This window comes from Herbaspirillum frisingense GSF30 (genome assembly GCF_000300975.2).
Classification (GTDB): Bacteria; Pseudomonadota; Gammaproteobacteria; order Burkholderiales; family Burkholderiaceae_D; genus Herbaspirillum; species Herbaspirillum frisingense.
In genome coordinates, this window is the sequence record NZ_AEEC02000010.1 from 35919 (window position 1) to 51282 (window position 15364).

The window sequence follows — 15364 nt, forward strand, 5'->3', positions numbered from 1 at the left end:
GCAGGGCACCGCTGGTCCTTGCCAGAGCGTCCCATGAAGCCTCCCGCGCCCATGCCTTATGCCTCACCCATCACCCCGACCATGAAACAGATGAACCGCAGCAAACCGATGAAGCACCCTATGCCAATAAAACCGGAGTCGCACCTGAAACAGCTCAAGGAAATCACCGCCGTCCTCTTCAGCCTGGCCATCGCCGGCACCATGTTGCCGCCCACGAGCCACGCCGCCATGCTGGACGAGCTGACCACGCCGCTGGCCGACCCGCTGCTGGCGCAGCCTCCGGTGCTGGTGCATGGCAAGCCCCTGCCGGGCGATCAGGAAGGCCTGATCTGCAGCCCCGGCCCGACCGTGCTGCGCGAGCCGCTGTCGCTGGCCGACGCCATCGACCTGGCGCTGTGCCAGCATCCGCAGGTCCAGGCCGCCTGGGCCGGCATCAAGATCCAGGCCGCCCAACTGGGCGAGGCACGCGCCGCCTACCTGCCCAGCGTCAATGCCGGCGCCAGCCAGGTGCGCAGCAAGAGCAGCCCGGCCGCAGGCGAGGGCGTGCGGTCCGCCCAGAGCTACTACGCGGCGCTGACCTGGCGCCTGCTGGACGCGGGTGCGCGAGCGGCCAACCGGCGCGCCGCCGATGCCCTGCTGGAAGCCGCCGCCGCCGGACATGACGCGACCCTGCAAAAGGCCATGGCCAATGTGATCGGACTGTACTTCGACGCCCAGAGCAGCCAGGCCAGTGAGCAGGCCCGCGCCCAGAGCGAAGCGCTGGCGCGCCAGGTACTGGAGACCGCGCTCAAGCGCGAACAGCGCGGCGTCGGCTCGCGCCCCGAGACCCTGCAGGCCCGCACCTTCGTCGCCAAGGCCGAGCTGGAGCTTGCCCGCGCCCGCGGCCAGCACCAGAAGGCGCTGGTGGCCCTGAACCTGGCCATGGGCGCGCCGGTGGCCGGTGAAGAGGCGCAGACCCTGTCGCTGGCGCCTCACACGGACGATGACCTGCCGGCGCTGGAGCTGGATCTACGCGAATGGCTGCAGAGCGCACGCGAGCAGCATCCGGCCATCCTGGCCGCGCAGGCCCAACTGGACGCCTCCCGTGAAAAAGTCCAGGCCACCCGTGCCGAGGGCCTGCCGAGCGTGGACCTGAGCGCCGGGCAATACATCAACGGCCGGCCCAACCAGTCCCCCAGCGCCCGTGGCGAGCGTGACACCACGGTCGGCGTGAGCCTCAACATCCCGCTCTTCGACGGCTTCTCGCGCACCTACAAGGTCAGGGGCGCGCAGGGCCAGGTCGAGCTCAGGCAGGCCGAGTTGCGTGATGTCCAGGCCCAGTTACAGGGCGATATCTCCACCGCCTATGTCGAGGCCAGTGCCGCCTTGCGCAACCTGGCTTCCTCGCGCCGGCTGCTGGATGCCGCGCAATCCTCGGTCGATGCGATCAGTCGTAAATACGACAGCGGCATCGCCGACATCGTGGAAATGCTCAACGCCCAGGCCGCGCTATCGGACGCCAGCCAGGAACGCATCCGCACACTGTCGGACTGGCGCTCGGCGCGCCTGCGCCTGCTGGCCAATGCGGGGCGGATGTCGCGCAGCGTGCTGGCCACCGACGCCAAACCTTGAGTCAACCCAGGTCAACAAGAAGAGCATGGACAGGGCGGCAAGTGCAGCTCACGCGCCGCCCTGAACCTGCCATCTTCCATGACCGCGACAGATCATCAGCCAGGCGCTGATCAATCAGGATCAGATGCCGCTGAACCAGTTGTAGCCCTGATCTTCCCAATAGCCGCCAGGGTTCTGGTTGGTCACGAAGATCGCGGCCACGTGCTTGGGGTTCTTGAAACCGAGCTTGGTCGGCACCCGCACCTTGAGCGGGAAGCCGAACTCGGTCGGCAGCGGCTCCTTGCCGAAGTCCAGCGCAAGGATGGTCTGCGGATGCAAGGCGGTGGGCATGTCAAGGCTGGTGTAGTAACGATCGGCGCACTTGAAGCCCACGTATCGGGCCGACAGGTCGGCACCGATGGCCTGCAGGAAGAGCTTGAGTGGCACGCCCGACCACTGGCCGATGGCGCTCCAGCCTTCGATGCAGATATGGCGCGTGATCTGCGCGGCTTGCGGCAAGGCGCGCAGGCGCTCCAGCGTCCATGGCCGTTTGTCGCTGACCATGCCGCTTACTTCCAGACGCCAGTCGGCAGGATCGATGTCGGGCGCGCTGGCCTGGTCGTAGAAGGCGTTGAAAGGGAAGGGGTTGGTGATCTGGCTCGCCGCATAGGTTGGCGCCAGCTTGTCGCCGCGGAACAGCAGCGCCTGGACCCGGTCGTTCCAGCGCGACATGGCCCACAGCGCCTTGTCGACACTATCGTTGTCCTGCAGGTCGCAACCGGCCAGCATCGACAGTGCGCCCAGCGACAGCGCCGAGCGCAGTAACAGACGACGTTCCACCTTGACCAGCGACGTGCGGTGGTCGGCCAGTCGGATCTTCTCGGGTTGGCGGGGAGGTTTTTCGTCCGGCCGGCTCATTGCACGTTTCCTTCCGTATGCCCGCGCCCGACCAGCATGGGCAAGAGGGTCTTGGGTACGATGGCGACCAAGGCCAGATGCACGACCACGAACGCGGCGATACCCGCCATCGCGGCGAAATGGACCTTGCGTGCGAAGTCGAAGCCGCCGAAGAAATTGCACAGCGGCTCCAGTTGCACCGGCTTCCAGATGGCGAGCCCGGACAAGACCACGACGACGCCCAACAGGATGACTCCCCAGTACAGCAATTTCTGTACAGCGTTATAGGCGCCCGGATGATGCGGCAGGCGAAAACGCAAGGCGCTGGCGGCATCGGCCACCACATCGCGCGCGCGCAGCGGCAGCAGGCGCCGGCGGAAATGACCGCTGGCCGCACCATAGCCCAGATAGAACAGGCCATTGACCACCAGCAGCCACATCGCGGCGAAATGCCAGGCGATCGAACCGCCCAGCCAACCACCCAGGGTCATCCAGGCCGGAAACCGGAAGCCGAAGATCGGTGAAGCGTTGTAGATGCCCCAGCCGCTGGTCAGCATGCAGCCGATGGCGAAGGCGTTGAGCCAGTGGGCGATGCGCACCGCCATCGGATGAAGAGCAAGCCTGCCGGACATTGCGCGCCTCTTACATCGGCGGCGTGATGCCGTTGCGGCCGACGCTGACCGAAGCGGCGGTCAGGCTGCCGTCGGGGTTCTTGCGGGCGCGCACCACCACCTTGGCACCGGCCACCAGCATGGAGCGTTCACCGGCTTCGATGTTGACGATGGGCACGTCGTCCGGCACCACGATCTTCTTTTCGCCATCCTTGTACTTCAAGGTCAGCGTGCGGCCGTTGCTGGCCACCACGTCACCCACGGTGCCGTTGGTCATGGTGCTGTTGGGCGCCAGGTCGAACGGACGATGGCCATCGCCGGTGCCGGCCATGGCCGGCGGGAACACGTGCACTTCCAGCGCCTTCTGCGAGCCGTCCGGCTGCGGGATGCCGGCCGCGCCGATGTAGCTGCCCGGCTTGATGTCGTTGATGTTGGCCAGCGAGATGGCAGCGACACGGGTGTCCTTATCGAGGGCTATGGTCTGCTCGCCGCCACGGTTGCTCTTGACGACCAGCTTGTCGGCCGCAACGGAAACGATGGCGCCGCGGATACCGGCCATGGCGGCGGGTGCGGGCGCTTGTGCAAAGGAGGCGGAGGTGGCGAAGATGGCGGATACAGCGATGCCATGGACGAGGTTGCGAAGGGATGCGCTCATGAGATCCTGACCAGTTGAGTGGGTTGGGAAAAGACTCATGCTAGTCACGCAAAGGAGTCATTTGCATGACATTTGAATGACAAAAATGTCAGCTTTGGAGCGACCCGAATAGCCGCAGTCTGGGACGCACTCATCCGCCCTTGAGATTGCGCCAGGTCTGAGACCTTCTCGATACCCACCCGACGGTCTTCGCCTTATCGAAAACTTCCTGTTCCTGCTGGATCGACAATGCCCAGGTTGGCATTTCACTGGCCGGTACCACAGTTCCTGGCAAACCGAAGGATGTTCAGTGTTTCCTTGAAGGTCTCCTGCACGGCAGGAGTCAGATCGACGCACGCCTGAAGATCGCTTTGTACTCCCGCGATCATCCCGTCAAGCTTGATGGCGCCGGTCGCGTCCAATCGTTGAAGCAGCATCGTCATGATGTATTGCATGGCGGCGGTGGTGGTATACGGGTTGCTCATCGGTTCTTCCTTTTCCACGGGATCTCCGGTTAAAAAATGCGCAGTAGTTGAGAATGGATTTGCTTCTGATCGATGGCAGCCAACAATGGTGGCATAACGAATCTCGACGAGCCGCTGGAGTCGATAAAAGGATTTCAGTAGAATCGTTCGTCTAGACGAAAAACTAAAAAAACCATCTCCCACGCGACTTGCTCTACAAGGAAATCACGCACTTATCGACGTGGAGAAGGAGGCTACAGCTGCTGCCTGTTTTATCGTTCGATGGGACCTGATCGTCGCACTGGTTTTGGCAATAGTATGTCTGATTGCCGCAAAACGATATCAAATCAACACTCCAGAGAAAGAGTGCTTGTATGAAAAAAAACGACCTGAGGTAGACACGTGAAATCGAATAGCTTCTCCGCAACCCTGGAAGGCAAGCGACTAGATATTGTTCAGCGAATCGGCTGTATCGGTTACTGGGAATACGATCCGGCCAAGAAATCGCTCTTTCTGCCCGAGGCTTCGCAGGGGCTGCTAGCCAGTATTACCGGGAGTCCCGGCAATGCTCCGGCCCCGTCCATGCAGGCCTTCGCAAATGGCGGTCTTGAACGTCTCCATGCAGCTTTCGATCAGGCCATGGCCAATCATGTGGCTTTGCAGCTAGAACTTGAGGTGTTCGCCGGAGAGGGCAGGCCCATTTGCCTTGCGTTTCGCGGCGACCAGGTCGAGCTGGCACCGGGTTTGTTCGGCCTGGCAGGTACGTTTCGCGATATTTCGGACGAAAAACGACGTGAAGCCGACCACCATCAGTCGAATGCGCAATTGCAGACGCTGCTTGCGCAACTCGAAAGCCTTTCAGTTGAGCGCAATCAGGTTGCTGAAAAATTAAGTGAGCTGGAAGAGCATTTCAAACTGTTGACCGAAGACATCGCCGATGTCGTCTGGAAAGCTGATAGCAATTTGCACATTACCTATATCAGTCCGGTTGACGAACGCGTTCGGGGATACCACGCCAGCGAGGTATTGGGGTGTCACGTGTCTGAAATGTTGACCGATGAAGGTATGGCGGTCATTCGGGATATGCTCGGCAAACGGCGACAGGCTGAGCTGGAGGGCAAGGAGGATGAATCCCTCGCCTTCGAGGTACAGCATCGCTGCAAGGACGGGCGACTGCTATGGGGCGAGCTGCATTCCAGACCTGTGCGCGACGCCGACGGTACCATCATTGGTTACCACGGTATCACCCGCGAAACCACCGAACGTAGGCAACTCGAAGAGCAGGTGCGTCAACTGGCGTTTTATGACCCGCTGACTCACCTGCCAAACCGCCGCCTGCTGAGCGATCGCCTGAATCAATCCATCGCGGCCAGCCAGCGCAACAATTGCCACTACGCCTTGCTGGTGCTTGATCTGGATAATTTCAAGCCGCTAAATGATGTGCACGGCCATTTGGTGGGTGATCTGTTGTTGATCGAAGCCGCACTTCGCTTGAAGGGTATCGTCCGCGAAGTCGACACGGTAGGTCGCTTTGGCGGTGATGAGTTTGTGGTGTTACTAAGCGACCTTGATGCGAACCTGGCAAAAGCGACAGTGCAGGCAAGGACGGTTGCCGAAAAAATTGGCGTCAGCCTGTCAGCTCCCTATGTGCTTAGCGTGGAGCACGCCACCCAGGAACCTGAGACGGTGAAGCATCGGTGCTCTGCCAGCATCGGCGTGGCGCTCTACTTGGGGACCTTGGTCACACCGGAAGATATTTTCAAATGGGCTGATGCTGCCATGTATCAGGCCAAGGCGGCCGGTCGCAATGCGATCCGGTTTTATGACCACGGGGCGCTGTAGAAAACGGGATCGAGGGCGCAAGGTAACGATAGACTGGTTCTACAGTTCACAGCGTAGTTGGCGGCTAACGGTGTTCTTGCAGAAGCCAAGCCGCCTGGCGATCTCCCTTGGCGATATCTGGTCACGCAGGTGCCCGCGCCAGATGATTTCTAGTGATGCCATGTCGAGCACTCCAGTCACCTGCCTGATTGCCAAGCGGGTGATACGCACTTAAGTTTTAATCGCAGCGAAGCTTTTGCCCATTGAAGACCGCCTCTGGCCGATAGCGGAAATCCCAGACATGGAAGTTAGGGCCTCTTGCTTTTAGGTTAGCGCATACGCAGGTAGTAGCTGCCTTGATAGTTCTTATCGATGTTCTCCTTTGAGTCATACTCAAAGTTGATTAGAGGCAGTTCTTGAAATGAAAAATGCTCCTTTGAGGCCATTAGCCTTTCACGAAAATCCATCTCCAGCTCGTCGAGAATCCCAACATCGGAATGCTTTGGGACATTCGCATCATTGACAAAAAATATCCAGATAGCGACCCAAGCATCGCCCTTGATAATCTGGAAGTCGTTGAGGAGAAGCGCTTTTTTCTTCATCGCTTCAAACGTTCTTATCATCGCCTGTTCGAGCGCAGCATGCGGGGGATATTGGGTAATGGTAGGTGAGCTCATGGCTTAATCGTAGCCGATGTCGTCCGCTTCTGGCCGACAGCTGCCGTCAGTTGCTCTCTGCGTCAGTAGTGAAGACGATTCGATTACCAAATGGGTCCAGAATCGACATATCTCGGCTGCCCCAGGGAGTTGCCTCCACCTCCGGGAAATATCCCATGTATGGACGGCCTTTCAGTTCGAGGTAGAGCTCGTCCACGTTCCCTACCGGGATGCGCAACGCAGATCCCGGGCAGGCATCCCCATGATGCTCCGATAGATGCAAAATGCAGCTCTCCCGGGAAATCTGCAGATATAGGGGCAGATGCTGGTCAAACCGATGTTGCCAATCAATTTTGAAATTTAGCCACTCAACGTAAAAGGACAGTGCCTTCGCCTCGTCGAAAATCCTGAGTATTGGTATCGGTGAATGAATTCTGTTTGTCATATCTTCAATGGATTGAGAGCTTAATTGGTTACACAGACAACGGGATTCCCACTCTGCCCGCAACTGGCCGAATTCGGCCGTTGGGCTCAGCAGAGCAGGCTGCCGCGCTGAAAAGTCAAGAACGGTCACGACCGTCCAAAACTTTCCGACAGCAGCCTGACGCGTACCTCTAAGCTGCCGGTTTGCAACCGCTTTGTTTGAATACTCTTTCGGTCGAGAGCGTGGGCGACGATCGACTGGTGACCAGGACCGTAGTCACCACAGACCTTCATCGTAAAGGTGATTCAAGCCCTTGGAACGATAGCTTTCGACGGGTAACTTGCCAGAATTACTGACGTGGTAACTGGCCCAAACCGCGCCAGCGCATCGATAGCAGCTTCCAGCTGCGCCATCTCTTCAACAACGACACGCACAATGAAGCAATCTTCCCCAGTTATGCGGTGTGCTTCAATAATCTCCGGCATCGCTTCGAAGGCCGACAAGCAGCGCTTGATCTCCGCGTGAGTGGTACGAATCCGTACCATTGCGGAGATATTGTGGCCCACCAAGCCGGGATTTATTCTTGCCGTGTAGCCTTCAATTACACCTCGGTCTTCCAATTTCCTGATGCGGGCGGTGATGGCTGGTTGAGATAGACCAATCTGCTTTCCCAGCTCTGTATTGCTCATGCGCGCATTGTGTTGAAGGGCCTCCAAGATGCGCCAGTCCAGGCGGTCTAATGCCTCCGCTTTAATTTCATTTGTCGAGTCCATCATCTTCCGTCAATTCATCGGTTCAGTGCCGTCAATACATTCGAATGCCGATGTTGCCTTAGTTCGGGTCTCAATACAATGAGCACTGTTTCATCAATGGAGATTTCGCAAATGCATCATTCCGTCCTTGTGGTTCCCGGCATCGGCAACTCTGGCCCTTCTCACTGGCAGAGCCTATGGCAGTCTTCGTATCCGAATTGGCGGCGCCTCATCGTCGAGAATTGGGACAAAGTAGAACGCGACGACTGGGTATCTGCCCTGGAGCGACAACTTGTCAATGCTCCTGCAAACACCCTGCTGGTAGCACATAGCCTTGGATGCCTAGCGGTGGCACATTGGGCTGCACATTCGGAAAAGAAGATCGGTGGCGCCTTGCTGGTCGCAGTTCCCGATCCAGCAGCACCTTCATTTCCGCGTGGCGCGGCGCATGGATTCGCACCTATACCTCTGGTGCCGTTAAGGTTTCCGTCAGTCGTCGTCTGTAGCACGGACGATCCCTACGGCAGCGTGGACCACGGCCGAGAATGCGCCAATGCCTGGGGCAGCGAGTTCGTCGAGGTTGGAGCGAAGGGGCACGTCAATGCGGAAAGCAAGCTAGGTGCCTGGCCGGAAGGGCTGGATTTGCTCGCAAGAATGTCCATGTCCACCGATCGCGGCCTAGAGACCCTATAGTCAATATGCGCATCGTGGAAAGAAAACTCCAATCGCCTTGCCAAGCGACCGTCACTTCCGTGCTAGACGATTGATCAGTTCCTGGTGCAGCGGCCAATCTTCCAGCAGCAACTCTGCCTGGGCGATTTCAAACGCATCAAATTCGAAGCCTGGAGCCACCGTGCAGCCCATCAGACTGTGACCGTCTTGAACCGTACACTCCGCCGCAAACCAGGCGCCTGCCGGGACCAGCGCCTGGAAATCGGCACCGTCATGCTCCAGCGGATTACCCAGGCGGAAAGTCTGAAGCGCCCCGTGCGGCTGCAGGACGTGGACGTGCAGAGGATCACCTTCATAGAAGTGCCACATCTCTTCTGAATCGATCCGATGCCAGGTTGACCTATCCTCGCCACCGAGAAGGTAATAGATCGCGGTCGCCGCCGAGCGCGGCGAACCGCCCGCCGAGCGTTCCACACGCTCCTGACTGCGATGGGTCTCGCGATAGAAGCCCCCCTCCGGATGCGGTTGAAGGTCCAGATGGGAAATCAATTCTTCGAAGCGGTGTCGAGACATTTTTCAGTGTGATGGAAAGGTGGAGGGGGGGTATGCGCCCTGATGCTTCCAGTTCTTGACGCGCTCTCGCACTCGCAGATCTGGTGTGAACAGGGCCTAGGTTAGATTCAATCCGCCATCCGATAGCAGGATTTCACCGGTGAGATAGTCCGATGCAACCAACATCGCAACGGCTTGGGCGATGTCCTCCGGACGGGCAGATCGGCGCATCGGCGAGCGCTCCTTCCATATTTGCTGCGCCTGGGTCCAGTCTGCGGTCAGTGGCGTATCGACCAATCCAGGGGCGACAGCATTTACTCGGATGTCGGGCGCAAGTGAAACAGCGAGTAGCCGGGTCATATGATTCAAGGCCGCCTTGGTCGCTGAATATGGAATCGATGCACCCTTCGGGCGGACGCCAGCATGGGAGCTGATGTTGACTATGCAGCCGGGTCGACCGAAGCGTTTCGAATCACGCAAGGCCGATTCAGCCTCAGCGATCAAACGAAAAGGAGCAACCACGTTCACTTCATAGAGCTCATGCCATACATCGGGCGTTGCGGCCGCCAAATCCTGGTGCGAAATAACACGGCTGATTCCTGCGTTATTAACCAGAACATCCAGCCGTCCCCATGACGCTATCGCTTCGCGGATCAGTCGCACTCTGTCGTCATCATTAGCCAGATCAGCTTGCACATAGATGGCCGATCCGAGTTCGAGCGCTAGTCGTCGCCCGGCCTCTACCGAATTGCGCGAGTGCAATACGATTGAATAGCCTTCGCTTGCGAGCCGGCGGGCAATTGCCACACCGATGCCAGAAGTTGAGCCTGTGATAAGTGCGACGGGAGCCTGTGACATCGTGGAAGCCTATACGGTTGGGTACATGACAAGTTGATAAACGTTCGTCTCACTTTGACGAAGGCCTGCTTCTGGCGATTGCGGTCCTCATGAATGGCCGCTTCAGCCCTCCGCTGCCCCTCTGCCGCCCGCTGCAACACCAGCGGTGACGGCAGCGGCGCCTCCTTGGGCTTAGCGCCGATCATCCTGCAGCCGCAGGCCTGGCTGACAAGCCGGCATGCTGGTGGCATGATAACGCCTCTAATTTGCCGCAAGGCAAACATATCAATGACCTGCTGCCCGACATTGTCCTCCGATGGCGTTGGTGGCAGCGGGCAAGCGCAGGGGGCGGCGATGTCAGCGGTAACCATCCATCTTCGGGGCGAAGACCGGACTGCACAAATCCATGACTGGAAGATTTACTGGAGCGACAAGCATCAGGCCTGGTTCCTGACCTGTTACTTCCACAGCACCAAATCCTTCAGCCTGCCGCTGGCCGAATGCCGCATCTCTCCGACCCGCGAGCTGGGCGGCGCCTTGCTCAACAAGGGCAAGGGTGGGGCGGCCAAGCGGGTGGAGCAGGCTACGCTCTATGGAAACAAGTATGTGATCGTCAACTATGCCGGTAACCGCAAGGGCTATCTGCATCGCCTGGATGACGTCAGCGTGGTGGCCGAGACCGACCTCAAGCAAACGCCGGTCTTCCGCTATTTCCTGGCCGTTGCGCAGGCCCGGGGCGGGCAGGGCGGTGAGGCCTCGCCGGATCAGGACCGCATCGCCGATAACGTATTGCGCCAGCTCAACAAGCTGCCAGCCCATCCGGACAGCGCCTTGCAGGCCTATTGCAGTGGCGCGAACCGCAGCCGTGAACTCTCCCGTCCATTGATCTTCCCCTTCGGCGTCAATGCCAGCCAGATCGAGGCGGTGGAGCAAGCCTTCCGTGCGCAGATCAGCGTGATCGAAGGTCCTCCCGGTACCGGCAAGACCCAGACCATCCTCAATATCGTTGCCAATATCCTGTTGCGGGACGAAACGGTCGCCATCCTATCCAACAACAATTCGGCCGTGGATAACGTGGTTGAGAAGCTGCAGAAATATGACCTGGATTATCTGGTGGCCAAACTCGGCAGCAAGGCAAAGCGTTCCGTATTCTTTGAATCCCCGCCTGCGGTGCCGTCGGAACCCCCATTGCCCGCTCCCGCGCTGGAAGAAATTGACGCCGCCGTCATCCGCCTCAAGCAGTACCTGCACGCCCACAACCGCGCAGCTCAGCTCAAGGCCGAGATCCAGGAGTTGCAGGTCGAGCAGCGCTATCTGCAGCAGTGGCATGATGAAAACGACGTGCCAGCGGGGCCGGCGCTGGAACGATACCGATTGACGCCCGCCCGCGCGGCCGATCTCATGGCCTACCTGTCGCATCTGGGGCAGAAGTCGATCGGACTGCGCGAACGGTTCAGCCTGCTGTTGCGCTTCGGCATCGTCCGCGTCGGTCCCTTCGCTGCCGGCGCCCAGCGCGCACGCAGCTTCCATGCCCTGCAGGCCCACTTCTACCAGCGCCAGCTGCAAGAGAAGGAAAGCGAGCTGGCGGCCTGCCAGGCGCCCCTGAAAGAGGGGAGCTTCGATGCCTCGCTGGAGCAGGTGCGCCAGGATTCCATGCTCTGCCTGAAGCAACATCTGCACAGCAGCGCCCCCGCTTCACAAGCCTTCGGGATCGATACCTATCAGGCAGACTTCGGCGATTTTCTGGCACGCTATCCGATCATTGCCAGCAGTACCCATTCCATCATCAATTCGCTGGCCGAAGGTGTCATGCTGGACTATGTCATCATCGACGAGGCCTCCCAGCAGGACATCCTGCCCGGCATCCTGGGCTTGGGCTGCGCACGCAACCTGATCGTCGTCGGTGACCGCCGCCAGTTGCCGCATATTCCGGTGGAGCTGGGCAAGCTGGCGCCGTCGCCGGCTTATGACTGCGAGCGGCTGAGCCTGCTCGATTCGGTGATGGCGGTCTTCGGGGATGCGCTGCCGCGTACCTTGCTCAAGGAGCATTACCGCTGCCATCCGCGCATCATCCAGTTCTGCAACCAGCAGTTCTATGAAAATGCCCTGATCCCGATGACGTCCGACGACGGCAGCGAGCCGCTGCGCCTGATCGTTATGGCCAAGGGCAATCACATGCGTACGACGACCAATCTGAGGGAAATCGAATCCCTGCTGGCGGTTCTGGATGAGGCCGGTGAGCGCAGCGGTGTGGATGCCCAGGGCCGTGGCTTCATCGCGCCTTTCCGGGCACAGGTGAAGCTGGCCGGCGCGCAACTGCCGTCGGATTTCGTCAGCGATACCGTGCACAAATTCCAGGGCAGGGAATGCGAGGAAATGGTCTTCTCGACCGTGCTGGACAAGAAGCGCAGCAGCCAGTCGATGTCCGGCTTCGTCGACGCGGCGCAGATGGTCAATGTCGCCGTGTCACGGGCCAAGCGGAGATTCACTCTGGTGACCGGCGATGAGGTCTTCGCCCAGCGCAATGGGCCGGTGGCCGCACTGATCCGCTATATCGAATACTACGCAGACCAGGCGCAAGTGCGGCGCGCGCCGGTGGTGTCGGCCTTCGACCTGCTGTACCAGGAATACGACCGCTCACTGGCCAGGCTGGCCGCCAGCTTGCGCAGCAGCGATTCGCACTTCCGGTCGGAGCAGATCGTGACGCAGCTGTTGCGAGAACTGCTGGCAAGCACGCGCTTTGCCGGCTTGCGCTTCCATTGCCAGGTCCGCCTGAAGCAGCTGGCGTCTGCCCGCAATCCCGCCATGACACCGCGCGAGCTTGAATTCATGGCACAACAGGCCAGTTGTGACTTCGTAATCTATTTCAAGGTCGGCAAGCAACCACTGGGCGTGATCGAAGTGGACGGGGGCTTGCACCATGGCCAGCAACAGGGCGAACGTGATGCGCTCAAGAACAGCATCCTGCGCAAGAGCGGTATCGATCTGCTGCGCCTGCAGACCATCGATACTGATATCGAGGCCAGCTTGGGCAGGTTCCTCGCGCAGTGGGTGGATGCCGATGGTGCCGCCGCCGAGGCGGTTACCGGCGAAACTACACCACCGCCGGCCGCGCCAGCGGCGCTTCATTGAGCGCATCGCGGATGACCTCCAGCGCATGCTGGATATCGTGGCGGTTGGCCACGCCGCCGATACAGACCCGTACTGCCTGCTCCGGCGCGGCGCCCACGGCGAAGGCGTCGCTGGCCACCACGCCGATGCCGGAGGAGCGCATCTGGGCGGCGAAGCTGGCGGCCTGCCAGCCGCCGCGCAACTTGATCCAGAGATGGAAGGCCTCGGCTTCGGAGGCGTAGCTGTGTGGCGGCAGGATACGGGCCGCGATCTTCTGGCGGGCCATGGATTCCTTGCGGATGTTGGCCAGTGCCAGGTCGGCCACGCCATCGCGTATCCAGTGCGTGGCCAGGGTCGAGGTGATGGGCGAGGCCATCACCGTGGTGGCCCGTAGCGAGGCCGTGAGGCGTGCCGCCGAGTGGGTGTCCGGCGCCACCATGTAGGCGATGCGCAAACCGGCGCCCACGCTCTTGGCCAGGCCGGTGACGTAGAAGGTCAGCTCGCTGCCCAGGCTGGCAATGGCCGGCGGGGTCGAGCGCGGCAGGAAGCCATAGGCGTCGTCCTCGATGATGGCGACTTCGTAGTGGCGGGCGATATCCACCAGCGCCTGGCGCCGTGACAGCGAGGTGGTGCAGGTGGTGGGGTTCAACAGCGTCGGGTTGCAGTACAGGGCCTTGGGCGCGTATTGCGCGCAGGCGCCGGCAAAGGCGACGGCGTCGATGCCTTCGTTGTCCATCGGCAAGCCTACCAGCTTGATGCCCAGTTGCCCGGCCATGGCACGCAGGCCGGGGTAGGTCACGTCTTCACAGCACAGCACGCCACCGGGGCCGACCAGCATGGTCAGGATCGCCAGCAACGCGCATTGCGCGCCTGGGGTGACCAGCACCCGTTCCGGTTCCACCACCATCCCGCGCCGGCGCAGCCACAGGGCGCCGGCCTCGCGGTCTTCGGGCGAGCCGCCGAAGTCCTGGTAGCGCATCAGGTCGCGCAGCCTGCCGTTGACCTTGCTCCATCCTGCCTGCATCAGTTCCACCAGTTCCGGCGACTCCGGCTCGGGCGGCATGTTCATGGACATGTCCACGTTGGGCCGTCCCTCGGTTACGCGGGGGATGCGCGGGCGCCGCTTGCCGCAGACGAAGGTGCCGCGTCCCACCACCGAATCGACCAGCCCGCGCCGGTGTGCTTCTGTATACGCCCGGGCCACCGTGGTGAAGTCCAGGTCCAGTGCTTCAGCCAGCTTGCGCTGCGGCGGCAGGCGCTGCTCGGCCTGCAGCTGCCCGGTGGCGACATCCTCGGCAATGGCATTGGCGATGGCCAGGTAGAGCGGGCCGCTGCCCTTTTTCAGTTTGGGGACCCACATGGTGCTGTTCTTCGGCATGACGATTCCTTGGTCGGCGTTCCTGGCGGCTCCTGATCCTTCCCGATCTCTTGAGCTTGCCCGGATTCAATATTGACTGCATCGGCATGCGTCATTGAATGCAATTTGTATTCCATCCAATGCAGCACCCAGGCGGCTCTCGCTGCACCGCCTTGTGTCATCGGAGATGGCGTGCCTGCACCAAGGTAAAACACGCCGCTACTCCAGAGTGCATGCGGGTTTGCGCGATTGTATGGAGCGATTGAATGGATTGCTGCATGGGTGCTGAAAAGCCCGTCGAGAAGGTCTCCCCCGGAAGCCGCGAGCGTGCTGGAAGCCGGATCGGTGATCAGCGATTGACGGGATTTTCATGCAGTCAATTCACGCATTGACGGGGCATTGTTGGCACGCGTGATGCATTCAATGCCAGCGTCGCGGCAACGTCGCCGGACCACTTCCACAAGTGACCACCCACAGCAATCAAGAGGAGTCTCACCATGCCCGCAGTCACCAAAGCAGCCCACGCCCCCGGCGATTTCCTGGTGGATTATGAAGAGAAGGTATTCGAAGACGTCAAAGCCCAGCCGGGTGAAAAAGCGCTGGTGACCTTCCATACCGTGGCCTTCGAAGGTTCGATCGGTTTCGTCAACCTGTTGCAGGCCACGCGTCTGAAGCGCAAGGGTTTCGAAACCTCCATCCTGCTGTACGGTCCGGGTGTGACGCTGGGCGTGCAGCGTGGCTTCCCCACCCTGGGCGATGAAGCCTTCCCCGGCCACCAGAACTTCAACAAGCAGATCGTCAAGTTCATGGAAGAGGGCGGCAAGGTCTATGCCTGCCGCTTCGCCCTGCAGGCCCTGTACGGCCACGGCGAGCCCTCGCTGATCCCGGGCATCCGTCCGATCAACCCGCTGGATGTGCTGGACCTGGTGTTGCTGCATCGTCGCGACAACGCCTTCATCCTCGACACCTGGACCCTGTAAGCGGAA

Annotated in this window: 15 protein-coding genes; 5 read left to right on the plus strand and 10 right to left on the minus strand. The window is 60.4% G+C overall.

The genetic code is table 11. The features are described 5' to 3' along the window. The first annotated feature begins 33 nt into the window (after window positions 1–33). Window positions 34–1611: a TolC family protein gene (locus HFRIS_RS09060; RefSeq protein ID WP_244436279.1), complete on the plus strand. Its 1578-nt coding sequence runs from the start codon at window positions 34–36 to the stop codon at window positions 1609–1611. A 120-nt stretch (window positions 1612–1731) separates the two neighbouring features. Here HFRIS_RS09060 and HFRIS_RS09065 read toward each other — a convergent pair whose 3' ends face one another. From HFRIS_RS09065 to HFRIS_RS09080, 4 genes are all read right to left on the minus strand, one after another. After that, entirely contained in the window at window positions 1732–2508 is a 777-nt protein-coding gene (locus HFRIS_RS09065; RefSeq protein WP_006463003.1) for a molybdopterin-dependent oxidoreductase, read from the minus strand. Beyond that, window positions 2505–3119 (minus strand): cytochrome b/b6 domain-containing protein, encoded by a 615-nt coding sequence (locus HFRIS_RS09070; RefSeq protein ID WP_039875096.1) that lies wholly within the window; start codon window positions 3117–3119, stop codon window positions 2505–2507. The genes HFRIS_RS09065 and HFRIS_RS09070 overlap by 4 nt, the downstream gene beginning before the upstream one ends. A gap of 10 nt (window positions 3120–3129) precedes the next feature. After that, window positions 3130–3753, minus strand: coding sequence for a DUF5666 domain-containing protein (locus HFRIS_RS09075; protein WP_006463005.1), 624 nt, complete (start codon window positions 3751–3753; stop codon window positions 3130–3132). A gap of 245 nt (window positions 3754–3998) precedes the next feature. Continuing rightward, window positions 3999–4235, minus strand: coding sequence for a hypothetical protein (locus tag HFRIS_RS09080; RefSeq protein ID WP_152486670.1), 237 nt, complete (start codon window positions 4233–4235; stop codon window positions 3999–4001). A gap of 363 nt (window positions 4236–4598) precedes the next feature. Here HFRIS_RS09080 and HFRIS_RS24530 point away from each other — a divergent pair, with 363 nt between their 5' ends. Then, entirely contained in the window at window positions 4599–6038 is a 1440-nt protein-coding gene (locus tag HFRIS_RS24530) for a sensor domain-containing diguanylate cyclase (protein ID WP_006463007.1), read from the plus strand. Between the two features lie 308 nt (window positions 6039–6346). On the opposite strand, the gene HFRIS_RS09090 is transcribed toward HFRIS_RS24530, so the two are convergent. From HFRIS_RS09090 to HFRIS_RS09100, 3 genes are all read right to left on the minus strand, one after another. Further along, window positions 6347–6694, minus strand: coding sequence for a hypothetical protein (locus tag HFRIS_RS09090; protein ID WP_152486671.1), 348 nt, complete (start codon window positions 6692–6694; stop codon window positions 6347–6349). A gap of 46 nt (window positions 6695–6740) precedes the next feature. Beyond that, on the minus strand, window positions 6741–7247 hold the full coding sequence (locus HFRIS_RS09095) for a glyoxalase superfamily protein (protein ID WP_338033731.1): 507 nt from the start codon (window positions 7245–7247) through the stop codon (window positions 6741–6743). 155 nt (window positions 7248–7402) lie between these two features. Next, the gene (locus tag HFRIS_RS09100) at window positions 7403–7873 is read right to left on the minus strand and encodes an Lrp/AsnC family transcriptional regulator (protein ID WP_006463010.1); all 471 of its coding nucleotides are present in this window, start codon (window positions 7871–7873) and stop codon (window positions 7403–7405) included. Between the two features lie 108 nt (window positions 7874–7981). On the opposite strand from HFRIS_RS09100, the gene HFRIS_RS24750 reads away from it, so the two are divergent. Further along, window positions 7982–8542, plus strand: coding sequence for an RBBP9/YdeN family alpha/beta hydrolase (locus HFRIS_RS24750; protein WP_152486675.1), 561 nt, complete (start codon window positions 7982–7984; stop codon window positions 8540–8542). A gap of 51 nt (window positions 8543–8593) precedes the next feature. On the opposite strand, the gene HFRIS_RS09105 is transcribed toward HFRIS_RS24750, so the two are convergent. Both HFRIS_RS09105 and HFRIS_RS09110 read right to left on the minus strand, forming a co-directional pair. Then, window positions 8594–9094: a cupin domain-containing protein gene (locus tag HFRIS_RS09105; protein ID WP_006463012.1), complete on the minus strand. Its 501-nt coding sequence runs from the start codon at window positions 9092–9094 to the stop codon at window positions 8594–8596. Window positions 9095–9190: 96 nt separating this feature from the next. Next, window positions 9191–9931, minus strand: a complete 741-nt coding sequence (locus HFRIS_RS09110; RefSeq protein WP_039875100.1) for an SDR family NAD(P)-dependent oxidoreductase — start codon at window positions 9929–9931, stop codon at window positions 9191–9193. A gap of 333 nt (window positions 9932–10264) precedes the next feature. Here HFRIS_RS09110 and HFRIS_RS09115 point away from each other — a divergent pair, with 333 nt between their 5' ends. Beyond that, a complete protein-coding gene (locus HFRIS_RS09115) occupies window positions 10265–13042 on the plus strand; it encodes an AAA domain-containing protein (protein WP_006463014.1) in 2778 nt (925 codons plus the stop codon). Here HFRIS_RS09115 and HFRIS_RS09120 read toward each other — a convergent pair. Continuing rightward, window positions 13005–14399 (minus strand): aminotransferase-like domain-containing protein, encoded by a 1395-nt coding sequence (locus tag HFRIS_RS09120; RefSeq protein WP_006463015.1) that lies wholly within the window; start codon window positions 14397–14399, stop codon window positions 13005–13007. The two genes, HFRIS_RS09115 and HFRIS_RS09120, sit on opposite strands and share 38 nt — an antisense overlap. Window positions 14400–14875: 476 nt before the next feature. Here HFRIS_RS09120 and HFRIS_RS09125 point away from each other — a divergent pair, with 476 nt between their 5' ends. Next, window positions 14876–15358 carry an MSMEG_0572/Sll0783 family nitrogen starvation response protein gene (locus HFRIS_RS09125; RefSeq protein ID WP_006463016.1) on the plus strand — a complete coding sequence of 161 codons (483 nt, stop codon included), beginning with the start codon at window positions 14876–14878 and terminating at the stop codon, window positions 15356–15358. Window positions 15359–15364: the final 6 nt, after the last annotated feature.